This is a genomic window from Streptomyces sp. NPDC031418, assembly GCF_055581605.1.
Window position 1 is genome coordinate 78,567 of record NZ_JBVIJC010000002.1, and the last position, 22,936, is coordinate 101,502.

22 protein-coding genes are annotated in these 22,936 nt (G+C 72.9%); 13 read left to right on the plus strand and 9 right to left on the minus strand.

What is annotated here, in order from left to right; genetic code table 11:
• Nucleotides 1-13 precede the first annotated feature (13 nt).
• On the minus strand, nucleotides 14-793 hold the full coding sequence (locus ACZ5CZ_RS02425) for an ABC transporter permease (RefSeq protein WP_450784772.1): 780 nt from the start codon (nucleotides 791-793) through the stop codon (nucleotides 14-16).
• Entirely contained in the window at nucleotides 790-1,746 is a 957-nt protein-coding gene (locus ACZ5CZ_RS02430) for an ATP-binding cassette domain-containing protein (RefSeq protein WP_385846571.1), read from the minus strand. Before ACZ5CZ_RS02430 ends, ACZ5CZ_RS02425 begins: the two co-directional genes overlap by 4 nt.
• 63 nt (nucleotides 1,747-1,809) lie before the next feature.
• On the opposite strand from ACZ5CZ_RS02430, the gene ACZ5CZ_RS02435 reads away from it, so the two are divergent.
• A complete protein-coding gene (locus ACZ5CZ_RS02435) occupies nucleotides 1,810-2,535 on the plus strand; it encodes a TetR/AcrR family transcriptional regulator C-terminal domain-containing protein (RefSeq protein ID WP_468938503.1) in 726 nt (241 codons plus the stop codon).
• 38 nt (nucleotides 2,536-2,573) lie between these two features.
• Here ACZ5CZ_RS02435 and ACZ5CZ_RS02440 read toward each other — a convergent pair whose 3' ends face one another.
• The 3 genes from ACZ5CZ_RS02440 to hmgA are packed head-to-tail and all read right to left on the minus strand — an operon-like array spanning nucleotide 2,574 to nucleotide 5,881.
• Nucleotides 2,574-3,713, minus strand: a complete 1,140-nt coding sequence (locus tag ACZ5CZ_RS02440) for a type ISP restriction/modification enzyme (protein WP_468938506.1) — start codon at nucleotides 3,711-3,713, stop codon at nucleotides 2,574-2,576.
• A 26-nt stretch (nucleotides 3,714-3,739) separates the two neighbouring features.
• Nucleotides 3,740-4,489: a GntR family transcriptional regulator gene (locus ACZ5CZ_RS02445; RefSeq protein ID WP_385846574.1), complete on the minus strand. Its 750-nt coding sequence runs from the start codon at nucleotides 4,487-4,489 to the stop codon at nucleotides 3,740-3,742.
• A 39-nt stretch (nucleotides 4,490-4,528) separates the two neighbouring features.
• On the minus strand, nucleotides 4,529-5,881 hold the full coding sequence (gene hmgA / locus ACZ5CZ_RS02450) for a homogentisate 1,2-dioxygenase (RefSeq protein ID WP_385846575.1): 1,353 nt from the start codon (nucleotides 5,879-5,881) through the stop codon (nucleotides 4,529-4,531).
• Between the two features lie 174 nt (nucleotides 5,882-6,055).
• On the opposite strand from hmgA, the gene ACZ5CZ_RS02455 reads away from it, so the two are divergent.
• The 7 genes from ACZ5CZ_RS02455 (at nucleotide 6,056) to ACZ5CZ_RS02485 (ending at nucleotide 13,955) form a co-directional block, all read left to right on the plus strand.
• Entirely contained in the window at nucleotides 6,056-6,598 is a 543-nt protein-coding gene (locus ACZ5CZ_RS02455; protein WP_468938510.1) for a hypothetical protein, read from the plus strand.
• A gap of 63 nt (nucleotides 6,599-6,661) precedes the next feature.
• Nucleotides 6,662-7,279 carry a TetR/AcrR family transcriptional regulator gene (locus tag ACZ5CZ_RS02460; protein WP_385846577.1) on the plus strand — a complete coding sequence of 206 codons (618 nt, stop codon included), beginning with the start codon at nucleotides 6,662-6,664 and terminating at the stop codon, nucleotides 7,277-7,279.
• 203 nt (nucleotides 7,280-7,482) lie between these two features.
• Entirely contained in the window at nucleotides 7,483-9,714 is a 2,232-nt protein-coding gene (locus ACZ5CZ_RS02465; protein ID WP_468938514.1) for a molybdopterin oxidoreductase family protein, read from the plus strand.
• 162 nt (nucleotides 9,715-9,876) lie between these two features.
• Complete coding sequence (locus ACZ5CZ_RS02470) at nucleotides 9,877-10,551, plus strand: hypothetical protein (RefSeq protein ID WP_387056508.1); 675 nt, start codon at nucleotides 9,877-9,879, stop codon at nucleotides 10,549-10,551.
• Nucleotides 10,538-11,248 carry a class F sortase gene (locus ACZ5CZ_RS02475; protein WP_385846579.1) on the plus strand — a complete coding sequence of 237 codons (711 nt, stop codon included), beginning with the start codon at nucleotides 10,538-10,540 and terminating at the stop codon, nucleotides 11,246-11,248. The genes ACZ5CZ_RS02470 and ACZ5CZ_RS02475 overlap by 14 nt, the downstream gene beginning before the upstream one ends.
• Nucleotides 11,249-11,468: 220 nt before the next feature.
• Nucleotides 11,469-12,857 (plus strand): aldehyde dehydrogenase family protein, encoded by a 1,389-nt coding sequence (locus ACZ5CZ_RS02480; RefSeq protein ID WP_385846580.1) that lies wholly within the window; start codon nucleotides 11,469-11,471, stop codon nucleotides 12,855-12,857.
• Between the two features lie 15 nt (nucleotides 12,858-12,872).
• A complete protein-coding gene (locus ACZ5CZ_RS02485; RefSeq protein WP_468938519.1) occupies nucleotides 12,873-13,955 on the plus strand; it encodes a Zn-dependent alcohol dehydrogenase in 1,083 nt (360 codons plus the stop codon).
• 14 nt (nucleotides 13,956-13,969) lie between these two features.
• On the opposite strand, the gene ACZ5CZ_RS02490 is transcribed toward ACZ5CZ_RS02485, so the two are convergent.
• Nucleotides 13,970-14,617, minus strand: coding sequence for a TetR/AcrR family transcriptional regulator (locus ACZ5CZ_RS02490; protein WP_385846582.1), 648 nt, complete (start codon nucleotides 14,615-14,617; stop codon nucleotides 13,970-13,972).
• A gap of 95 nt (nucleotides 14,618-14,712) precedes the next feature.
• Between ACZ5CZ_RS02490 and ACZ5CZ_RS02495 the strand changes: the two genes are divergently transcribed.
• The 3 genes from ACZ5CZ_RS02495 to ACZ5CZ_RS02505 all read left to right on the plus strand — a co-directional run bounded on the left by ACZ5CZ_RS02495 (nucleotide 14,713) and on the right by ACZ5CZ_RS02505 (nucleotide 16,931).
• Nucleotides 14,713-15,864: an acyl-CoA dehydrogenase family protein gene (locus tag ACZ5CZ_RS02495; protein WP_385846610.1), complete on the plus strand. Its 1,152-nt coding sequence runs from the start codon at nucleotides 14,713-14,715 to the stop codon at nucleotides 15,862-15,864.
• A 61-nt stretch (nucleotides 15,865-15,925) separates the two neighbouring features.
• Nucleotides 15,926-16,213: a YiaA/YiaB family inner membrane protein gene (locus tag ACZ5CZ_RS02500; protein ID WP_385846583.1), complete on the plus strand. Its 288-nt coding sequence runs from the start codon at nucleotides 15,926-15,928 to the stop codon at nucleotides 16,211-16,213.
• 94 nt (nucleotides 16,214-16,307) lie between these two features.
• A complete protein-coding gene (locus tag ACZ5CZ_RS02505; protein WP_385846584.1) occupies nucleotides 16,308-16,931 on the plus strand; it encodes a TetR/AcrR family transcriptional regulator in 624 nt (207 codons plus the stop codon).
• A gap of 4 nt (nucleotides 16,932-16,935) precedes the next feature.
• Here the strand turns inward: ACZ5CZ_RS02505 and ACZ5CZ_RS02510 are convergent, their stop codons facing one another.
• Entirely contained in the window at nucleotides 16,936-17,397 is a 462-nt protein-coding gene (locus tag ACZ5CZ_RS02510) for a MaoC family dehydratase (protein ID WP_385846585.1), read from the minus strand.
• Between the two features lie 128 nt (nucleotides 17,398-17,525).
• On the opposite strand from ACZ5CZ_RS02510, the gene soxR reads away from it, so the two are divergent.
• Nucleotides 17,526-17,984, plus strand: a complete 459-nt coding sequence (gene soxR, locus ACZ5CZ_RS02515; protein WP_385846586.1) for a redox-sensitive transcriptional activator SoxR — start codon at nucleotides 17,526-17,528, stop codon at nucleotides 17,982-17,984.
• Between the two features lie 49 nt (nucleotides 17,985-18,033).
• Here soxR and ACZ5CZ_RS02520 read toward each other — a convergent pair whose 3' ends face one another.
• Nucleotides 18,034-19,101: an RNA ligase (ATP) gene (locus ACZ5CZ_RS02520; protein WP_385846587.1), complete on the minus strand. Its 1,068-nt coding sequence runs from the start codon at nucleotides 19,099-19,101 to the stop codon at nucleotides 18,034-18,036.
• Nucleotides 19,102-19,286: 185 nt separating this feature from the next.
• Nucleotides 19,287-19,889, minus strand: coding sequence for a hypothetical protein (locus ACZ5CZ_RS02525; RefSeq protein ID WP_385846588.1), 603 nt, complete (start codon nucleotides 19,887-19,889; stop codon nucleotides 19,287-19,289).
• A gap of 239 nt (nucleotides 19,890-20,128) precedes the next feature.
• Between ACZ5CZ_RS02525 and ACZ5CZ_RS02530 the strand changes: the two genes are divergently transcribed.
• Complete coding sequence (locus tag ACZ5CZ_RS02530) at nucleotides 20,129-22,918, plus strand: penicillin acylase family protein (RefSeq protein WP_468938527.1); 2,790 nt, start codon at nucleotides 20,129-20,131, stop codon at nucleotides 22,916-22,918.
• Nucleotides 22,919-22,936 lie beyond the last annotated feature (18 nt).

The following is a 22,936-nucleotide window of genomic DNA, read 5'->3' on the forward strand; positions in this document are numbered from 1 at the left end:
GACCGGCCGCGGCTCACTCACCGCGCGCGTGGCGGCGTACGGCGAGCGGCAGGAACAGCGCGGTCAGCGCGAGGCTCCAGGCGAGTGCCCCGGCGACCGGATGGGCCACCGGCCAGGCGGCCCCGTGCGGTACCGGCGCGTTGCCGAAGAGGTCCCGCAGGGCGGTGGTCACCGCGCTGATGGGGTTCCACTCGGCGAGGGTGCGCAGCCAGCCGGGCAGGTGGGCCGTCGGGATGTAGGCGTTCGACAGCAGCGGCAGCACGAAGGACGAGGCGCCGAGCTGCCCTGCGGCCTCCTCGCTGCGGCTGAGCAGCCCCAGGAAGATCCCGGCGCAGGTGCAGGCGAACCGGAAGAGCAGCAGCAGCCCCACCGCGCCGGCCGCGTCGAGGGCCGTTCCCTCGATCCGCCAGCCGACCGCGAGGGCGACGAGCAGCAGCGGCACCGTGCCGAGCGTGGTGACGACGAGGTCGGCCACCGCCTGCCCGAGCGGTACGGCGGCCCGGCTCACCGGCAGGGTGCGCAGCCGGTCCGTCACCCCGCGGTGGGTGTCCGCGGCGGCCTGGAACATGCCGGTCATCAGCCCGCCGGCCGCCGTCGCCACCAGCAGCCCGGGCACCAGGAAGGAACGGTACTCGCGGCCGGGCATCGCCAGTGCGCTGCCGAACACGTACCCGAAGAAGAGCAGCATGTTGACGGGCATCAGCTGGGTCAGGACGGCCAGGCCCGGGCTGTTGCGGACCCGGCGCAGCTGCCGGCCCGTCATCGCCAGACCGTCGTGCACCAGGGCGCTCACGCTGCGGCCTCCTCGGGGTGCGCGGCCGTGCCGGTGAGCCGCAGGAACACGTCGTCGAGCGCGGGCGGCCGGATGCTCGCGTCCAGCAACGGCACGTGGGCGGCGTCGAGTTCGCGCACCAGGCGGGGCAGGGTCAGGGTCGGGTCGGTGGTGAGCGCGCCGACGGTGCCGCGTGCCCGGTCCAGGACGGGTTCCCGGCCGGTGAGCCGGTCGAGCACCGCCGCCGCCCGCGGCAGCGCCTCGGCGTCCGCGACCACGGCCTCGGCGTACGAGCCGATGAGCGCCTTGAGTTCGGCGGGGGAGCCGGTCTGCGTGACCCGGCCGCGGTCCATCAGGGCGATGTCGTCGGCCAGTTGGTCCGCTTCCTCCAGGTACTGCGTGGTCAGCAGCACGGTGGTGCCGTCGGCCTTCAGATCCCGCACCGCCTGCCAGATGCGGGCGCGGCCGGCCGGGTCGAGGCCGGTGGTCGGCTCGTCGAGGAAGAGGACCGCCGGGCGCCGGACCAGGCTCGCGGCCAGGTCCAGCCGGCGGCGCATCCCGCCGGACCAGGTGGCCGTCCTCCGGTCGGCGGCCTCGGTCAGCCCGAAGCGCTCCAGCAGCTCGTCGGCCCGGGCGGCCGGGCCGCGCACCCGGTGCAGCCGGGCGAACAGCCGCAGGTTCTCCCGGCCGGTGAGGTCCCCGTCGACCGAGGCGTACTGCCCCGTGACCGCGATCCGGCCCCGCACGGCGGCGGCCTCGCGGACCAGGTCGTGCCCGGCGACGCGGGCCGAGCCGGCGTCCGGTCGCAGCAGCGTGGTGAGCAGCCGGACCGCGGTCGTCTTCCCGGCGCCGTTCGGCCCGAGCAGTCCGCAGACCGTGCCCTCGGCCACGGCCAGATCCAGCCCGCGCAGGGCGTCTACGGCGCCGAAGCGCTTCTCCAGACCCTCACTGAGTACAGCGTACGTAGTAGCCATGGCTCGACCATAGCGCACTACGTACGCCGTACGTAACTAGGATGGTGTCCGAGGTGATGACCAATGGCAGTCCGAGGGGCCGTCCCCGAGGTGATCTGGGCGCGCCCCGAGCGCACGGGCCGGGGCCCTAAACCGGCGTACACCCGGGACGACATCGCGGCCGCGGCGGTCCGGATCGCCGACGCGAGCGGGCTCGATGCGGTGTCCATGCGGCATGTCGCGGCCGAGCTGGGCTGCGGCACCATGTCGCTGTACAACTACGTCCCCCGCAAGGAGGACCTGTACGAGCTCATGGTGGACGCGGTCAGCGCCGAGCACGAGCCGTGGGAGCCGAGCGGTGACTGGCGGGCCGACCTGCTCCGGGTGGCCCACGAGACCCGCGCGCTGCTGCACCGGCACCCGTGGATGCCGCGCCTGATGTCACCGGTCTACGGCTTCAGCCCGAACGCCCTGCGCTATCTGGAGCACTGCCTGGCCTGCCTGGACCCGCTCGAAGCGGCCTACGGCACGAAGCTGGAACTCATCGCCATGCTGAACGGCGTCGTGACGACCTACGTCCGCAACGAACTCGACACCGCCGAGCGGGTACGCGCCCTGCCCTGGTCGGAGGCCGAGGAGAACGCGGCGCGCGGCGCCTGGCTGGCCACGCAGATCGCCTCCGGCGCGTATCCGAGGATGGCGGCGGCCTTCGCGGCGGACCCGGGCCCGATCGACCTGGAAGCGGTCTTCCACCGAGCGCTGGAGCGCGTCCTGGACGGCTTCGAGGCGGGCCGGGGAGACGGCTGTTGAGCCTCGGGCAGGGCAGTCGGTGAGAGCCGGAACTGCCGTCAGAGGAGGGCGAATTGGCCCTCTGGGCCTTCTTCCTGGTGGTCCAGGACGGAGGCGGGGCGGCGGGACCAGGGCGGCGCAGGCAGGATTCCCGCGTGGCGCAGATCGGTCGCGGTGATCGCGGAGGTCACCTCCAACCCGGCCCGCAGCGGGCGGAGTTCGGCCAGCAGGGACAGGACGGTGATCAGCTCCAGCAGCTCCGACGTCCAGGCCTGCGGCCAGCCGGCCGGGCCGATCGCGGCGAGCGTGCCGGGCTCGGCCGGGGCCGTACGGGCCGCGAACCACGCCTCCAGCACCCGGACTCCGGCCACCTCGTGGTCCCAGGCCTCCGGCGGCACCGGGGAGATACGGCCCTCGTCGAGGTGGAGGGTCTCCTCCTCGGGGTCGTAGCGCAGGGTGCGCGGGCGGGGCGGCAGGGGCGCGCGGACGTAGGGGCGGCGGCCGCCGGGGAGTCTCGGGCGTTCGCCGTGCCGGCGCAGCAGCCACAGCATCCGGTGCCCCACCTCGGTGCCCGCCCGCCACACCCCGGGCTCGTCGGTGAGCGGAACGGTGAGGTCCGGGCGGATCACCGCCATGATCCAGGCCAGCACGTCCGCCGGCGCGGGATCGCCCGGCAGCCGCTCCAGCAGACCCGGCGGCAGATTCGGCTCGGCGCCGCCGGGGCGGCGGTACAGCGGGCGGATGCGGCCGGTGCGCAGGGTGGGCAGCAGCGAGGTGGCGAGGAGGGGCGGCTCGGCGCCGGTCTCGACCGTGAACACCTGCTGCTCGTCGGCCACCCGCCACAGCTCCGGGCGGGCCGTGTCGATCAGCCGGTGGTCCGGGATCAGCCACTGCTCGTCGAAGGGGGCGGCCAGCACCCGGACCGGCTCGGGGCAGGGGCCCGTGGCGCGGGCGAGCCGCCCGGTGCCGCCGGTCCGGCCGGGCAACTGGCCCACCGCCGTGCCCAGGCCCCGGGCGCGCGTCGGCTCGAACAGCGCCTCGCGGTCCGTCCCCTCCGCCTTCATCAGGGCGTCCCAGCGGGCCCGCAGGGACGCCGGGTCGGGCGCCGTCGGCCAGGCGCGGCCCGGCCGCAGCGGTGCGACGGACCACGGCATGAGGTCCGCCAGCAGCGGAGCGTCGTCGTGCGTCACGCAGGGCATGGTACGACCTGGACCGGCGCCCCGGATCAGGTCGCGTCCAGGGTGACGGTGAACGCGAACCGGTCCCCCCGGTACTGGATGACCGCCACGTCCAGCACCTGCCCCGCGGTGTCGTACGTCACCCCGGTGTAGTGCAGGATCGGGCTGAGCAGCGGCACCTGGAGCAGCCGCGCGGTCTCCGGGTCGGCGAGCCGCGCCTCGACGGTGTCCGTGATCCGGCTGATGTCCGCCTTGACGACGTCCCGGAGCACCTTGGTCATCGGCCAGCGGACCAGGTCGTCCAGGTCGATGCGCGCGGCCAGTTCGGGGCGTACGTGGTTGACGGCGTGGTTGGTCGGCTCCCCGGTCTTCTCGTCGCTGCGCAGCCGGTGGTACGTCGTCACCTCCGCCACCCCGGGAAAGTACTCGGCGAGCCCCGCCGGCACGGGCGCGGGCCCGTGGCTCAGCAGTTCCGTCGTCATGCCGGACTGCTGGGCCACGATCGCGTCCACCGAGCCGAGCAGCCGCACCGGCGCGCCGCGCCGGGCGTCCGGCTCGATGAACGTGCCGCGCCGGCGGTGCCTGCTGATCAGCCCCTCGTCCTCCAGCTCCTTCAGCGCCTGCCGCATGGTCAGCACGCTGACGCCGTAGTGCTCAGCCAGCTGCTCCTCGGTGGGCAGCCGCAGCGGGTCCTCGGGCGAACGGCCGAGTATCGAGGCGCGCAGCGACTGCGACACCTGATACCAGAGCGGCAGCTTGCGGTTCAGGACGATCGAGTCCGGTGCGAAGGAGGTCACTCGGCTATCCGTACCTGTCGGGACCGGTTCAGTGCAATGTCACCGCACGGGGCGGAAGTGCCGCTCCAGGCCCTGCCACACGTCGTCGTAGCGCTGCTGGAGGTGGCCGGCGCGGGCCGCGTGCGGGGCGAGCGTCACCGGCCAGCGGGTCTCGAACATGAAGGCCAGCCCGTTGTCGACCTTCTGCGGCGTCAGCTCGGCCGCGCTCGCCCGGTCGAAGGTCTCCCGGTCCGGGCCGTGCGCCGACATCATGTTGTGCAGCGAGCCGCCGCCGGGCACGAAACCCTCCGCCTTGGCGTCGTACGCCCCCTCGATCAGGCCCATGTACTCGCTCATCACGTTCCGGTGGAAGTACGGCGGCCGGAAGGTGTCCTCGCCCACCAGCCAGCGCGGCGCGAACACCACGAAGTCCACGCCGGCCAGGCCCGGGGTGTCCGTGGGGGAGGTGAGGACCGTGAAGATCGACGGGTCCGGGTGGTCGTAGGAGATGGTGCCGATCACATTGAAACGGCGCAGGTCGTAGATGTACGGCACATGGGTGCCGTGCCAGGCGACCACGTCGAGCGGCGAATGGTCGTAGGTGGCCGTCCAGAGGTTGCCGCAGAACTTGTTCACCACCTCCACCGGGCCGTCCTCCTCCTCGTACGCCGCGACCGGTGCGCAGAAGTCCCGGGGGTTGGCGAGGCCGTTGGCGCCGATCGGGCCCAGGTCGGGGAGCTGGAACGGTGCGCCATAGTTCTCGCACACATAGCCCCGGGCGGTGTCGTCCAGGAGCTCCACACGGAAGCGCACCCCACGGGGGATCAGCGCCACATAGGACGGCTCCACACAGAGCCGCCCGAACTCCGTGTGCAGCAGCAGCCCGCCCCGCTCCGGCACGATCAGCAGCTCCCCGTCGGAGTCCGAGAAGACCCGCTCCATCGAGGAGTTGGCGTGGTAGAGGTGCACGGCCATGCCGGTGCGCTGGGTCGCGTCGCCGTTGCCGCCGAGCGTCCAGAGGCCGGCCAGGAAGTCGGTGCCCGCCGGCGGCTCCGGCAGCGGGTTCCAGCGCAGCCGGTTGGGGTCGGGCACGGTCTCGGTGAAGGGGGCCGTGCGGATCGCGCCGTTGTCGGTGCGGGTGAACGCGGGGTGCGCGGCCGACGGGCGGATGCGGTACAGCCACGAGCGCCGGTTGTGCGCCCGCGGCTCGGTGAACGCCGAGCCGCTCAGCTGCTCCGCGTACAGCCCGAGCGGTGCGCGCTGCGGCGAGTTGCGGCCCTCGGGCAGTGCGCCCGGCACCGCCTCCGAGGAGTGTTCGTTGCCGAACCCGGTCAGATACGACAGTGCCGCCGCGGTCTTCCGCGCTCCCCCACGCTCGAACACGCTCCCGTGGGAGGTACCCCCATCGCTCATGATCGCTCCCTCGCGCTCTGATTCCTATGCAATACCGTAGGAATCAGTGGCGGTGCGCGCAAGAGGGCCTCGGAGATCCGCTTCCCCAGGGGTTCCCGCGTACGTCCTGCGGGGGAGGTGAACCAGACCTGAGGGGGATCCGGATGCGCGGAGCGCTGTTCTAGGCTTCCGGACATGTCGTGGACGCGTAAATTCGGGGCCGCGCTGACGGTGTGCGTCCTGCTGCCGCTCGGCGCGGCGGGCTGTGACGACGGCGCGCCCCGGCCGGGTACGTCCGCGCCGTCGCCCGTGGGCCAGGTGCTGACCGGCACCGACGGGACCGGCCGGCACCTGCGCCAGGTCGCCGCGCAGAGCGCACCCGAGGTCGGGGTCGAGGTCACCCCGGACCCCGCCGGCGGCTGGGACGTCCGGCTGTCCTTCCACCGCTTCCGCTGCTCCGCGCCGGACGCGCGGCCGACCGCGGTGCCCGGACGCGGACGGGTCCGCCTCCTGGTCGACGGCCACCAGGTCGCCCGGCTGCGCGCCCCGCGTTACCACCTGCCCCAGCGGCTCGTCCCGCACGGCACCCACCATGTCACCGCCAGGCTGTACGCCGACGACGGCACCGTGTGGGCCGTACAGGGCAGGCCGGTGCAGAGCACGGCGGACATCACGGTGTCGGACGCGCAGAGCCGGGCCCCCTCGCCGGCCGCCGCGACCCCGCGAACCGGGGGATGAGCACACCGGCACTCCTGCCCGTACCAGGGGGCGAGCTTCACCCGGCCCCGGCGGAAAGGCATCATGAAGTCCGTGCCCCACGCGACCTCGCTCCGCCGCGCGCCCGTCCAGCGGCGCAGCGCAGAACGGCTGACCAGGATCCTCGACGCGTGCGCCGAACTCCTCGACGAGGTCGGTTACGACGCACTGAGCACCCGGGCGGTCGCCCTGCGCGCCGGTGTGCCCATCGGCTCGGTCTACCGGTTCTTCGGCAACAAACGACAGATGGCCGACGCCCTCGCCCAGCGCAACCTGGAGCGGTACACCGAACGTGTCACCGCGCGGCTGAAGGAGACCGCCCGGGGGGACTGGCGGGCCGCGATGGACGCCGTCCTCGACGAGTACCTGGCCATGAAGCGCACCGCGCCCGGCTTCTCCCTGGTCGACTTCGGCAACCAGATCCCGGTCGGCGTCCGCCAGGCCGAGCCCAACACCCGGGTCGCCGACCGGCTCACCGATCTGCTGGCCCGCTACCTCGGCCGGACCCCGGACACGGAGCTGCGCCGGGTCTTCCTGGTGGCCGTGGAGAGCGCGGACACCCTCGTCCAACTGGCCTTCCGGACGGACCCGGAGGGGGACGAGGCGATCATCGCCGAGACCCGCGAGCTGCTGCGGGCGTATCTCGCGCGCGTCCTCGACTGACGCCGGGGAGGGGCCGGCCGCCGCGGGCTTCCGCACGGCTGGCCGCCACCCCCTCCCGCCCATGCCTACCGGTCGGTATGCTCGCCTCCGAGCCGCTCCACGCTCACCCCGCACCGCCCCCGAGCCATTCCGCGCTCGTTCCGCACCGCCCCGAGCCGCTCCGCGCTCGCCCGGCACCGCCGCCGATCCGACGGGAGGACCCCGTGTCCCGCACCGCCCTGCGAATCTGTCCCCTGTGCGAGGCCACCTGCGGGCTGACCCTCACCATCGAGGGCACCCGCGTCACCGGCGCCCGCGGTGACCGCGAGGACGTCTTCAGCAAGGGGTTCATCTGCCCCAAGGGCGCCTCCTTCGGCGCCGTCGACGGCGACCCCGACCGGCTGCGCACCCCGCTCGTCCGGGTGGCGGGCGAACTGCGCGAGGCCACATGGGAAGAGGCCTTCGACGCGGTGGCCGCGGGGCTGCGCCCGGTCGTGGAGCGGTACGGCGCCGACTCCGTCGGAGTGGTCCTCGGCAACCCCAACGTGCACACCATGGCCGGTGCCCTCTACCCGCAGGTCCTCCTCGGCGCCCTGCGCACCCGCAGCGTGTTCACCGCCTCGACGCTCGACCAGATGCCCAAGCACGTCTCCAGCGGCCTGCTGTTCGGCGACGCCAACGCCATCCCGGTGCCGGACCTGGACCACACCGACCATCTGCTGCTCATCGGCGCCAACCCCCTGGAGTCCAACGGCAGTCTGTGCACCGCGCCGGACTTCCCGGGCCGGCTCAAGGCGCTGCGGGCCCGCGGCGGCCGGCTCACCGTGGTGGACCCGCGCCGTACCCGGACCGCCCGGCTCGCCGACCGGCACCTCGCCATCCGCCCCGGCACCGACGCCCTGCTGCTGGCCGCCATGGCGGTCACGCTGTTCGAGGAGGGCCTGGTCGACCTCGGGGACCTCGCGCCGCACGTCCAGGGCCTGGCGGAACTCCGGGACGCGCTGGCCGAGTTCACCCCGGAGGCGGTGGCCGCCGCCTGCGACATCGACGCCCCCGTCATCCGCACCCTGGCCCGCGAACTCGCCGCCGCCCCGACCGCCGCCGTCTACGCCCGGATCGGCAGCTGCACCGTCCCGCACGGCACCCTGGCGAGCTGGCTGGTCGACGTCCTCAACATCCTCACCGGCAATCTGGACCGGCCCGGCGGTGCCCTCTTCCCGCAGGCCGCCACCGACAAGACCCCCCGCCCGGCCGGACCCGGCCGCGGCTTCGCCCTCGGCCGCTGGCACTCCCGCGTCCGGCAACTGCCCGAGGCGAAGGGTGAGTTGCCGCTGTCCGCGCTCGCCGAGGAGATCGACACCCAGGCCGCGGAGGGCGAGCCGGTGCACGCCCTGATCGTGGTCGGCGCCAACCCGGTGCTGTCCGCACCGGACGGCGACCGCCTCGACAAGGCGCTGGACTCCCTGGACTTCATGGTCAGCGTCGACCCGTACCTGAACGAGACCTCCCGCCACGCCGACGTGGTGCTGCCCCCGCCCCCGCCCGCGCAGAGCCCGCACCACGACTTCGCCTTCAACACCCTCGCCGTCCGCAACCAGGTCCGCTACACCCGCCCCGCCGTCCCGCTGGAGCCCGGCCGCATGGCCGAGACCGAGATCCTCGCCCGGCTGGTGCTCGCGGCGAGCGGCATGCACGGCGCCGACCCGGCCGCCGTGGACGCGATGGTCATCGCCCAGACCCTGGGCAAGGCCGTGACCGAGGCCCACTCGCCGGTGCACGGCCGCGACCCCGAGGAGCTGGCCGCCCGGCTCACCGGCGACAACGGCCCCGAGCGGCGGCTGGACATGATGCTGCGCCTCGGCCCGTACGGCGACGGCTTCGGCGCCCGCCCCGACGGGCTGACCCTGGAGAAGCTGCTCGCCCACCCGCACGGCATCGACCTCGGCCCGCTGCGCCCGCGCCTGCCCCAGCCGCTCCGGACCCGCAGCGGCGCGGTGGAGCTGCTGCCCGGGCCGATCGCCGCCGACCTGCCCCGGCTCCGGCAGGCGATGCACGAGCGCCCCGCGGGACTGGTCCTCGTCGGCCGCCGCCATCTGCGCTCCAACAACAGCTGGATGCACAACGTGCCCGCCCTCACCGGCGGCTCCAACCGCTGCACCCTGCACCTGCACCCGGCGGACGCCGCCCGGCTGGGCGTGCGGGACGGGGCGGACGTACGGGTCCGGGGGGCCGGGGGAGAGGTGGTGGTCCCCGCCGAGGTCACCGAGGACATCCGGCCCGGTGTGGTCAGCCTGCCGCACGGCTGGGGCCACGACCGCCCCGGCACCCGGCTCGGCCATGCCGCGGGAACCCCCGGCGTCAACGTCAACCAGCTCCTCGACGGCAGCCTGCTCGACCCGCTCTCGGGCAACGCCGTGCTGAACGGAGTACCCGTCGACCTCCTGCCGTCGCCGTGACCCGAGGGCCGGCGCGCCGGGGGGAGCGGGGCGGAGGATTGCGCCGCCCGGGCGATCTCTGACGGCGCGCCGGGCGTCGGTTCCGGCTGTCGTGGTGTCCATCAAGCAGAGTCCAGGCGAAAGAGCGATTTGTATGAAAATCGTCTGACTCGGAGGACATTCATGCCCACCCTGACATCCCCACGCAGTTTCGGCTCCCGCGCGGGTGCCTCCGTCGTCCTCACCGCCCTCGCCGCGGCCGGTGCGTCGTGGCTGGCGGCACCGACCGCGGCGGCCCAGGGGGAGAACGGCGACATCAGGATCCATCGCGTGGGTGTGCCCTACGGCGTCTCGAAGGACGACCCGACGGTCTGCAAGTTCTACCTGGACGCCGTCAACTTCGACGTGCTGCCCACCATCGCCTACACCATCACGCCCGAGCCCCCGCTGCCCACCGCGGCCACCGTCGCCGGCACCATCCAGCTCGCCGGGGGCGCCGGACACACCGACCCGCTCGGACTGGCCGACGGCCAGTACAAGATCACCTGGGTGGTGGCCGGTGCGCCCAAGGAGAAGGTCTTCCATGTGAACTGCCGTGACGACCGGCACGACGCCGGTGCCCACGGCCCCGGCGGGCAGATCTCGGACGACCGCCACGACGACTCGGCCTGGGGGCAGGGGCAGGGGCAGGGCGACCACAACGGCCCCAAGGGCGGAGTGCACGCGGGCGGCGGCGGTCTCATCGACACGGCGGCCGCCTACTCGCCGGTGGCCGCGGCGGCGGCCGTGGGGCTGGTCGCGGTCGGCGGCGCGGTGTACATCCGGCTGATCCGCCGGCGGCCTCATGGCGCCGCGTAGGCGTCGACGCAGGCCCTGGTACCGGACCCGCGCCTACCGCCTCACCAGGACGGCCCTGCTGGTGACCGTCCTGGTGACGGTGGCCGGCCGGTGCGGCTCGGACCACCAGCCCGCCGGAGCCGGCGGGCCGGGCGGCCCGGCCGGGGCGGCGGCCGCCGCCCCGGGTTCCTCCCGCGCCGACGGGCGGGGCGCGAGCCGGGAGGAGTCCGGCGCGCACCCCACCCCGCCGCCCCGCCCACTGCCCCGGTCCCGGCCCACGTCCTTCCGCATCCCCTCGCTCGGGATCGACGCCCCGGTCACGGCCGTACGGCTGGACAAGGACCGGCAGCTGGAGACGCCGCCGGTCGACAGGCCCAAGCTGGTCGGCTGGTACCAGGGCGGCCCCACGCCGGGCGAGTCCGGCACCGCGATCGCCGTCGGCCACCGCGACACCAGGACCGGCCCCGCCGTGTTCGCCGCCCTCGCCCAGATCAAGCCGGGCAAGCTCATCGAGGTCAAGCGGGCGGACGGCCGCAGCGCCGTCTACACCGTGGACCGGGTGAAGGTGTTCGACAAGGCCGGATTCCCCGACCGGGAGGTCTACGGCCCGGTCCGCCGCCCGGAACTGCGGGTGCTCACCTGCGGCGGCCTCTTCAGCCGGCGCACCGGCTACACCAGCAACGTGGTGGTCTTCGCCCACCTGACCGCCACCCGATAGCCGAGCCCGCTCCTCCCTGTCCCCGGAAACGGCCGGGGCGACCGTACGCCCCGGCCGCCCCGGCCGTTTCCCGTCGCGCCCCGCGCTCTCCCGGACCACCGCCCGCCCGCCCGTGCTGTGATGATGTCCCGGTACGACTGGCTCGGGCGGCCCTGGCGCACGAAAACTAACGCCGCTAGTTTGTGTGCCGGACGACGCAGACCCGCCGGGAGGAAGCAGTATGAAGGCACATGACGGCCTGTACATCGACGGCGACTGGCGCGCCGCCGAGGGCCGGGACGCGATCGAGGTCGTGAACCCGGCCGACGAGCAGGTCATCGCCCGCGTCCCCGCCGGGAACGCGCTGGACGTGGACACCGCCGTGCGCGCGGCCCGCGCCGCCCTGCCCGGCTGGGCGGCCACCCCGCCCGCCGAGCGCGCCGCTCGCCTGGCCGCGCTCCGGGACGTCCTGGCGGCCCGCGAGGAGGAGATCGCCGAGACCGTCACCGCCGAACTCGGCTCCCCGCCGGCGTTCTCCCAGGCCGTGCACGCCGCCGTGCCCGTCGCGGTGGCCGGCTCCTACGCCGAGCTGGCCGCCACCCACTCCTTCGAGGAGAAGGTCGGCAACTCCACCGTCCTGCACGAGCCGATCGGCGTGGTCGGCGCGATCACCCCATGGAACTACCCGCTCCACCAGATCGTCGCCAAGGCCGCCCCGGCGCTCGCCGCGGGCTGCACGGTCGTCCTCAAGCCCGCCGAGAACACCCCGCTCACCGCCCAGCTGTTCGCCGAGGCGGTGCACGCGGCGGGGGTGCCGGCCGGTGTGTTCAACCTGGTCACCGGGTTCGGCCCGGTCGCCGGGCAGGCCCTCGTCGAGCACCCGGACGTGGACCTGGTCTCCTTCACCGGCTCCACCGCGGTCGGCCGGCGGATCGGCGCCGTGGCCGGGGCCGCCGTGAAGAAGGTCGCCCTCGAACTCGGCGGCAAGTCCGCCAATGTCATCCTGCCGAGCGCCGACCTCGCCAGAGCGGTGAACGTCGGCGTCGCCAACGTCATGTCCAACTCCGGCCAGACGTGCAGCGCCTGGACCCGCATGCTGGTCCACCGCGACCAGTACGAGGAGGCCGTCGAGCTGGCCCGGACCGCCGCCGCCAAGTACGGCGACCGCATCGGCCCCGTGGTCAGCGCCGAGCAGCAGGCGCGGGTGCGCGGCTACATCGAGAAGGGCATCGCCGAGGGCGCCCGCCTGGTCGCCGGCGGACCCGAAAACCCGCGCGAGAAGGGCTACTTCGTCAGCCCCACCGTCTTCGCCGACGTGACGCCCCAGATGACCATCGCCCAGGAGGAGATCTTCGGCCCGGTCCTGAGCATCCTGCGCTACGAGGACGAGGAGGACGCCCTGCGCCTCGCCAACGGCACGGTGTACGGCCTCGCCGGCGCCGTCTGGGCCGGTGAGGAGAGTGAGGCGGTGGCCTTCGCCCGCCGTATGGACACCGGCCAGGTCGACATCAACGGCGGCCGGTTCAACCCCCTCGCCCCCTTCGGCGGCTACAAGCAGTCCGGCGTCGGCCGGGAACTCGGCACGCACGGACTCGCCGAGTACCTCCAGACCAAGTCCCTCCAGTTCTAAGGAAGTCCGACAGTCATGGCCGTACGAGCCGCCGTCCTGCCCGCCATCGGCGCCCCGCTGGAGATCACCGGCATCGAGCTGCCCGACCCGGGCCCCGGACAGGTCCGGGTCCGGCTCGCCGCCGCGGGCGTCTGCCACTCCGACCTGTCCCTGTCCAACGGCACCATGCGGGTGCCGGTCCCCGCGGTCCTCGGCCACGAGGGCGCGGGCACGGTCGTCGCGGTGGGCGAGGGCGTCACCCATGTCGCCGAAGGCGCCCCCGTCGTCCTCAACTGGGCTCCCTCCTGCGGCAGGTGCCACGCCTGCGGCCTCGGTGAGGTCTGGCTGTGCGCCAACGCCCTGAACGGCGCCGCCGACGTCTACGCCCGCACCGCCGACGGCACCGAACTCCACCCCGGCCTCAACGTGGCCGCGTTCGCCGAGGAGACGGTCGTCCCCGCCTCCTGCGTGCTGCCCCTTCCGGAAGGCGTGCCCCTGGTGGACGCCGCCCTCCTGGGCTGTGCGGTCCTCACCGGCTACGGCGCCGTCCACCACTCGGCGCGCGTCCGCCGGGGCGAGACCGTCGCGGTCTTCGGCGTCGGGGGAGTGGGCCTCGCGACGCTCCAGTCGGCCCGGATCGCGGGCGCGTCCCGGATCATCGCGGTCGACGTCTCCGCCGAGAAGGAGGAACTCGCCCGCGCCGCCGGGGCCACGGACTACGTGGTGGCCTCCGACACCACCCCGCGCGAGATCCGCGCCCTCACGGACAAGCAGGGCGCCGACGTCTCCGTGGAGTGCGTGGGGCGGGCGGTCTCCATCCGCGCGGCCTGGGAGTCCACCCGCCGGGGCGGCCGTACCACGGTCGTCGGCATCGGCGGCAAGGACGAGCAGGTCACCTTCAACGCGCTGGAGATCTTCCACTGGGGCCGCACCCTGTCCGGCTGCGTCTACGGCAACACCGACCCGGCCCGCGACCTGCCCGTGCTCGCCGAGCACGTCCGGGAGGGCCGGCTGGACCTGTCCGCACTAATCACCGAGCGGATCGGCCTGGAGGGCATCCCGGCCGCCTTCGACACCATGCTCGCGGGCAAGGGGGGCCGGGCGCTGGTGGTGTTCTGAGGCCGCTTCCCGGCCTACTGCCGAGCCTCCTGGCCCGCCTGCTCGTACTGGAGGGCCAGCCCGTCCAGCAGTGCCGTGAGCCCCGTCTCGAAGGCCCGCTCGTCGATCTTCTCCTGCTGCTCGGCCAGGAGGTGGGCCTGCCCGAGGTGGGGGTAGTCGGCCGGGTCGTACGCGCTCGCGTCGTCCACGAAGCCGCCGGCGAACGAGCCCAGCGCCGAGCCCATGATGAAGTACCGCATCAGTGCCCCGATGGACGTGGCCTGGGCCGGCGGCCAGCCCGCGTCGACCATCGCGCCGTACGCGGCGTCGGCGACCCGCAGCGCGGCCGGCCGGCGACCGGGGCCGCGCGCGAGCACGGGCACGATGTTCGGATGGTCGCGCAGGGCCGCCCGGTAGGAGACGGCCCAGTCGTGCAGCGCGGTGCGCCAGTCCCGGCCGTCCTCGAACATCGACAGATCGACCTGCGCGCTCACCGAGTCGGCGACCGCCTCCAGGATCTCGTCCTTGGTGCGGAAGTGGTTGTAGAGCGAGGGCCCGCTCACCCCCAGCTCGGCGGCGAGCCGACGGGTGGACACGGCCGCCAGACCCTCCCGGTCCACGAGGTCCCGGGCCGTCTCGACGATCCGGTCGGTGCTGAGGAGGGGCTTGCGCGGTCGGGCCATGGCGCACATAGTAGGGCTGCGACTGGAAACTAGCAGTGCTAATTTAAATGTGCAGCTTTCAAGTGCAGCTTTCGAGATGTGGGGTGATCGCCGTGGTGAGTCTTCGCCTGAGCGAGGAGCAGTCCGCCGTCCGGCAGCTCGCCCGGGACTTCGTGCAGCGCGAGATCGCCCCGCACGTGGTCGCCTGGGACCGGGCCGAGGAGGTGGACCGGGCCGTCGTCAAGAAGCTCGGCGAGGTCGGCTTCCTCGGGCTGACGATCGACGAGGAGTACGGCGGCTCCGGCGGCGACCACCTCGCCTACTGCCTGGTCACCGAGGAGCTGGGCCGCGGCGACTCCTCCGTGCGCGGCATCGTGTCCGTCTCCCTCGGCCTGGTCGCCAAGACGATCGCCGCCTGGGGGAACGAGGAGCAGAAGCGGCGCTGGCTGCCCGGGCTGACCGCGGGCGAGTACGTCGGCTGCTTCGGCCTCACCGAACCCGGCACCGGTTCCGACGCGGGCAGCCTCACCACCCGCGCCGTACGCGACGGCGACGACTACGTCATCAACGGCGCCAAGATGTTCATCACCAACGGCACCTGGGCCGATGTCGTGCTGCTCTTCGCCCGCTCCACCGACGCCCCCGGCCACAAGGGCGTGACCGCCTTCCTGGTGCCCGCCGACACCCCCGGCCTGAGCCGCCGCACCATCCACGGCAAGCTCGGGCTGCGCGGCCAGGCCACCGCCGAACTCGTCCTCCAGGACGTGCGGGTGCCCGCCTCCGCGATCCTCGGCGAGGAGGGCAAGGGCTTCTCCGTCGCCATGTCCGCGCTGGCCAAGGGCCGGATGTCGGTGGCCGCCGGCTGTGTCGGCATCGCCCAGGCCGCCCTGGACGCGGCCGTCTCCTACGCCGGTGAGCGCGAGCAGTTCGGCAAGTCCATCGCCCACCATCAGCTGGTGCAGGAGCTGATCAGCGACATCGCCGTCGACGTGGACGCGGCGCGGCTGCTGACCTGGCGGGTCGCCGATCTCGTCGACCGGGGCGAGCCGTTCGCCGTCGAGTCCTCCAAGGCCAAGCTGTTCGCCTCCGAGGCCGCCGTGCGCGCGGCCAACAACGCCCTCCAGGTCTTCGGCGGCTATGGCTACATCGACGAGTACCCGGCCGGCAAACTCCTGCGCGACGCCCGCGTGATGACCCTCTACGAGGGCACCAGCCAGATCCAGAAGCTGCTCATCGGCCGCGCGCTGACCGGCGTCTCGGCCTTCTGAGTACGCACCTGAGTACGCCGGCGGATGTGCCGGGCGGCCCGCTCGCCCGATCCTGCCTGGCATGAGTGACACACCGGTCAAGCAGCAGAGCACGGCCGCCTTCTACGGCCAGGCCGTCGCGTCCTTCGCCATCGCCCTGGCGGCCACCGCCGCCGGCATCGTCCGGCTGCACGCCGACGCCTGGGTCCGCGCCTTCCTCGGCATCGCCGTGCTGTACCTCGTCACCTCCGCCTTCACCCTCGCCAAGGTGGTGCGGGACCGGCAGGAGGCCGGACAGCTCGTCAGCCGCGTCGACCAGGCCCGCCTGGAGAAGCTGCTCGCCGAGCACGACCCCTTCGAGAAGCTCTGAACGCCGCGCGACCCGTTCCGAGCGGCAGATCTAAGCGCTCGCTCACCTTCGGCGGTATGGTGGTGTTCCTGTCACCGAGAGGGGCGAGCGAGCGATGAGTACGGCGGAGGAGACGACCGGCGGCGAAGTGGAGCCGTGGGAAGAGGTCACCCCGGACGCGGCCCGGCGGCTGCTCGTCGCCGCCGTCGAGGCCTTCGCCGAGCGCGGCTACCACGCCACGACGACCCGCGACATCGCGGGCCGCGCCGGCATGAGCCCGGCCGCGCTCTACATCCACTACAAGACCAAGGAAGAGCTGCTCCACCGGATCAGCCGGATCGGCCACGACAAGGCCCTGGACATCCTGCGTACGGCGGCCCGCCGCGACGGCAGCGCCACGGAGCGGCTGGCCGACGCCGTCAGCTCCTTCGTCCGCTGGCACGCGGGCCGGCGGACCACCGCGCGGGTGGTGCAGTACGAACTCGACGCGCTCGGCCCCGAGGCGCGCGCCGAGATCGTCGCCCTGCGCCGGCAGGTGGACGCCGAGGTGCGCGGGATCATCGAGGACGGGGTGGCCGCGGGCGAGTTCGACGTCCGGGACGTCAAGGGCACCACGCTCGCCGTGCTGTCGCTCTGCATCGACGTGGCCCGCTGGTTCGACGTGAACGGCCCGCGCACCCCGGAGGAGGTCGGCGCGCTCTACGCCGACCTCGTGCTCCGGATGGTGGGCGCCGCGTAGGCGCTCAGAGGTAGTACCGGGACACCGACTCCGCGACGCACACCGGCTTGTCGCCGCCCTCGCGCTCCACGGTGAAGGCGAGCGTCACCTGCACACCGCCGGGGACGTCCTCGACGCCGGTGATCTTCCCGGTGGCGCGCAGCCGGGAGCCGACCGGGACGGGGGAGGGGAAGCGGACCTTGTTCGTGCCGTAGTTCACGCCCATCTTCACGCCCTCGACCTGGATGAGCTGCGGCCCGAAGAGGGGGAGCAGGGACAGGGTGAGGTAGCCGTGCGCGATGGTGGTCTTGAAGGGACCCGTGGCGGCCTTCTCCGGGTCCACATGGATCCACTGGTGGTCCCCGGTGGCCTCGGCGAACAGGTCGATCCGCTTCTGGTCCACCTCCACCCAGTCGGTGTGGCCCAGCTGCTCGCCCACGGCGGCCTTCAGCTCGTCGGGGGAGGTGAAGGTCCTCGGTTCTGCCATGTTCCCGGCCTCTCGCTCGCGCTCTCTCGCGGTGTCTAAGCAACTGCTTAGCATGGTCGGGTGGGCGGGCGATGTCAACGGATGGCGGACCCGGCGGCCGTGTCGGCCGGGTGAGTAATCTCTGAGGAGTGCCCCAGATTCCCGAGAAGATCCATGAGCTGACCGTCGGCCAGTTGTCCGCACGCAGCGGAGCCGCGGTGTCCGCCCTGCACTTCTACGAGGCCAAGGGCCTGATCAGCAGCCGCCGCACCTCGGGCAACCAGCGCCGCTACACCCGTGACACCCTCCGCCGGGTCGCCTTCATCCGCGCCGCCCAGCGGGTCGGCATCCCGCTGGCCACGATCCGCGAGGCACTGGCGGAACTGCCGGAGGAGCGGACCCCGACCCGGGACGACTGGGCCCGGCTGTCCGAGAAGTGGCGCTCGGAACTGGACGAACGGATCAGGCAGCTGAACCGTTTGCGCGACCACCTCACCGACTGCATCGGCTGCGGCTGCCTGTCGCTGGACACCTGTGTCCTCTCCAACCCCGACGACGCCTTCGGCGACCGCCTGACGGGCTCCCGCCTGATGGCGGAGGGCCGCTAGCCGCCGGGACGGAGGGCGGACCCGCTGAGCGGATCCGCCCCCGGCACGCTCACTCGTACTCCGTGCCGCCCTTCCGGGTCAGATACGCCGGGCTCACCGCCTTGGCTATCGCCCGGCCCCCGGTCACCTCGCTGTACCGCTCCACCGCGGGCCGTATCACCACGCCCTCGCGCACATGCAGCCCCCGCCCGGACACCGTCTCCCGGCCGCCGGCGAACTCCAGCACCCGCTCGATGTCGTACGGCCCCTCGTACAGCCGGGGCACCAGTGGCAGCTCGCCCGTCAGCAGCGCGGCCGCATCCAGCCAGCGCACCACGCCGTCGATCTCCGCCGAGACGTCGAACACCGCGTACCCCAGCGTGTCCCGGCGGCCGTCCGCGCCGTAGGTCAGATCCTGCACCCCCGCGCCGTACACCTCCCCGAAGATGCCGACCCGGCGCGCCCCCAGCCGCTCGGCGAGCCGGGCGGCCGCCTCGGCGACCCCGTGCGCGTGCACCGCCCGCCAGTACAGGTTCCGCGGATCCTCCTTCAGCGCCAGCGACTTGGCGCCGAAGCCCTTGGAGGACACATAGGTCCGGCCGTGATCGGCGACATACGTCAGCAGGCAGGCCGACCCGTGCAGCTTCTCCGTCAGGACGACCGGCTCGCCCGCGGCGAAGATGTCCGGGTACCGCTGGATGTTCTCGATGTCGACCCAGGGCAGCAGCTCGGCCGCCGGCTCCACCTCGCCGTTCATGGTGGGCGGGATCGGCGGCACCCACTTGGTGATGCCCAGCAGCTCCGCGAAGTCCGTGCCGTCCGCCGCCGCCCGCGCCAGGTCCACGTCCGCCAGCGCCTTCGGCCGGCACACGATGCCCTGGGACAGCTCGCCGCGCAGCCGTACCGCCTTGACCCGGTTGGCCGCGGACCCGGCCAGCCGGCCGGTCAGCCCCAGCTCCTCGATCAGCCCGGGCGGCAGCACGGCCTGCTCGGGGATGTAGACGGCGGCCTCGCCGGTGCGATAGGCGCCCTTGGCGACGACGGCCCGGTACAGGCCCACCTGGGCCAACTCCAGCGCGTCGGCGTCGGGATGCGGGTGGACGGTCAGCACTTCGGCGGTGACCCGCAGCGTGGACATGGGACTCCCCGTGTTCATCGGTTCGGTGACATCGGGTCCACTGTCCGCACGGGAATCGGGTGGAGCGAGCGGATTTGCGGCTGGTAGCCTCGCCCCTTCGCAGCGGAGGGTGCGGCATCCCCCTGCGCACCCCACGCCCCCCTGTGCCCCTCAATGTCCCCCGTGCCCCCGTTACCGCCCGGCCCTCAGGCCGACATCAGCAGCTGTCCCCGCCGGGCGACGGACAGCACCTGCGGGGTGAGGACGGGCCGCGGCACCAGGATGCCGCAGTCCGTGCAGACCGGACCGGACGACGGCTCGTGGTCCAGGCCGTACCGCCACAGCAGGCGCTCCCCGCCGCACACCGGGCAGCAGGAGCCCGGTTCCCGGTTCAGCGCGGCGATGAGCCTGCGCAGCACCTCGGCCAGCGGCTCGTCCGGATGGACCCGGGGGTCGTCGCACCAGGCGACTCCGAACCCGCCCCAGGTGAGGCGGTGCCAGTCGTCCACACTGCCCGGCCGGCGCAGTCCGTCGTGCTTCTCCTTCCTGCGGCGCTCGGTGAACTCGGTCTCGTAGGCGAGCCAGACGGACCGCGCCTCCTCCAGCTCCTCCAGCGCGGCCACGAGCCGCGCCGGGTCGGGGGAGCGGTCCTCGGGGCCGAACCCCGCCCGGGAGCAGAGGTGGTCCCAGGTCGCCCGATGCCCGTAAGGGGCGAACTTCTCCAGGCACTTGCGCAGTGAGTACCGCCGTAGTGCCAGATCACAGTCCGGATCGCGTACCTGTCTTGCCAGACTCCGGAAACCGGCCATCGCCCTGCACCTCCGTCACACCTGCACCTTGTACTTCGGTCACTTCGGCGTCGTCGCACGGACTTCGCAGATGTCGCCGAATAGACGTATCGACAGGCGATTCGGCTCCATCTCTTCTCGAGTTCTCCTCGCGCTGCTCCCTGTTTCTCCCTGCGGACTCCGAAAAGTGACGCATGTTCATCTTCAAACTCGGGGATACCGGCGGTAACGTTCGCGCACCCCCGTCGCTAGGAGCTGCCATGCCACGGCGAACCCCACGCACCGCCCTGCACAGACTGAGAACGTCCCGCCGACTCCCCGGGTTCCTGAAGACCGCGTCGGTATGCGTCCTCGTCGCCGCACTTCTTTCTCCGCTCGGCCAGACGGCGGCGACCGCCGCCACCGCGACCGCCTCGAACGACTACTGCGGCGGCCAGTGTTCGGACATCCTGCCGCCCGGCGAGAACGGCAACGCGACCCTCGCGCAGATCCTGCTCAACCAGGCCTTCGGCACCCAGCCTGCCCACGCGGAGGACCAGCTCGGGCCGTACGCCGGGCTGGCCACCGGCTACCCGGGCGTGACCGACTCGACCATCAACACCTTCTTCAACGACGCCTCCTTCGGCGTCCCCTCCGACCAGGTCGCCTCCACCGAGAAGCCGGCCGGACGCTCCGACGTCACCATCGTCCGCGACAAGAAGGCCGGTGTGCCGCACATCACGGGCACCACCCGCTACGGCACCGAGTTCGGCGCCGGCTACGCGGCGGCCGAGGACCGGCTCTGGCTGATGGACGTCTTCCGGCACGTCGGCCGCGGCCAGCTGACCTCGTTCGCGGGCGGCGCGGCCGCCAACCAGGGCCTGGAGCAGCAGTTCTACCGCAACGCGCCCTACACCGAGGCCGACCTCCAGGCGCAGATCGACAACGCGGTGGCGAAGAGCGGCGCCCGCGGCCAGCAGGCCCTCGCCGACGTCAAGGCCTACCTCGACGGCATCAACGCCTATATCGACGCCTCCGACAGCGGCCGCTACTTCCCCGGCGAGTACGTCCTGACCGGTCACAAGGACGCGATCACCAACGCCGGCACCATCGACCACTTCAAGGTCACCGACCTGGTGGCGCTGGCGTCGGTGATCGGGTCCCTCTTCGGCTCCGGCGGGGGCGGCGAGGTCAACAACGCGCTCTCGCTGGCCGCCGCGCAGGCCAAGTACGGCGTCGAGGAGGGCACCAGGGTCTGGGAGTCCTTCCGCGAGCGCAACGACCCCGAGGCCGTCCTCACCGTCCACGACGGCCGGAGCTTCCCGTACGCCGCCAAGCCGGCCGCACCCAAGGGCGAGGCCCTGCCCGACGCCGGCTCGGTGACCCAGGAACCGCTCGTCTACGACCGCACCGGCAGCGCCGCCACCGCCGGCGCCACCAGAGCCTCCGCCACCGCCGCGCGGACCGCGCTCGGCTCGGCCAGGCGCGGCATGTCCAACGCCCTGGTGGTGAGCGGCAAGTACACCGCCAGCGGGCATCCGATCGCCGTCTTCGGGCCGCAGACCGGCTACTTCGCCCCGCAGCTGCTGATGCTCCAGGAGATCCAGGGCCCCGGCCTCAGCGCCCGGGGCGCCTCCTTCGCCGGCCTCAGCATGTACGTCGAGCTGGGCCGCGGCCAGGACTACTCCTGGAGCGCGACCACCTCCGGCCAGGACATCATCGACACCTACGCCGTCGAGCTGTGCCAGGACGACTACCACTACCTGTACCACGGCACCTGCACCGCGATGGACAAGGTCGAGCAGAAGAACGCCTGGTCACCGACGACGGCCGACTCCACGCCCGCGGGCTCGTACACCATGCGGGTGTGGCGGACGAAGTACGGGCCGGTGGAGTACCGGGCGACCGTCGGCGGCAAGAAGGTCGCCTACACCACCCTGCGCTCCTCCTATCTGCACGAGGCCGACTCGATCATCGGCTTCCAGATGCTGAACGACCCCGACTTCGTCAAGAGCCCGCAGGACTTCCAGAGCGCGGCCCAGCACATCAACTACACCTTCAACTGGTTCTACGCCGACTCACAGCACACCGCGTACTACAACAGCGGTGACAACCCGGTGCGGGCCGACGGCGTCGACGCCGAGTTCCCGGTCTGGGCGCAGCCGGCGTACGAGTGGCGGAACTGGGACCCGGCCGGCAACACCGCCGACTACACCCCGGCCTCCGCCCACCCCAACTCCGTCGACCAGGACTACTACATCTCCTGGAACAACAAGCAGGCCAAGGACTACACGACCGCGCCCTGGGGAGACGGCTCCGTGCACCGCGGCAACCTGCTGGAGGACCGGGTGAAGAAGCTGGTCGCGGCCGGCGGGGTGACCCGCGCCAAGCTGGTGCAGGCCATGGCCGGCGCCGCCGTCACCGACCTGCGGGCCGAGGACGTCCTGCCCAGGCTGCTCAAGGTGATCGGCACCTCGGCGGTGACCGACCCCACGGCCGCCGACGCGGTGAAGAAGCTCCAGGCCTGGGTCAGCGCGGGCGCCAGGCGCACCGAGACCTCCGCCGGCTCCAAGACGTACGCGGACGCCGACGCGATCCGGATCCTGGACGCCTGGTGGCCGCTGCTGGTCAAGGCCGAGTTCGAACCCGGTCTCGGCAGCGACCTCTACACGGCCGTCACCGACAACCTGCCCGTCGACGAGGCCCCGTCCGCCGGGCACGGCCCGACCGGCTCGCACGCCGGAAGCTCCTTCCAGTACGGCTGGTGGAGCTATGTCGACAAGGACATCCGGGCGGTGCTGGGCGAGAGCGTCCAGGGCGGGCTCGCCGAGAAGTACTGCGGCGGCGGCGACCTCGGCTCCTGCCGGGACGTCCTGCTGAGCACGCTCAAGCAGGCGGCCGGTCTGACCGCCGCCCAGGTCTACCCGGGCGACGACCAGTGCTCCGCCGGCGACCAGTGGTGCGCCGACTCGATCGTCCAGCGCACCCTGGGCGGCATCAAACACGGCAAGATCAGCTGGCAGAACCGGCCGACCTTCCAGCAGGTCGTGGAGTACACCTCGCACCGGTGAGGCGTACCGGGCGGCGGG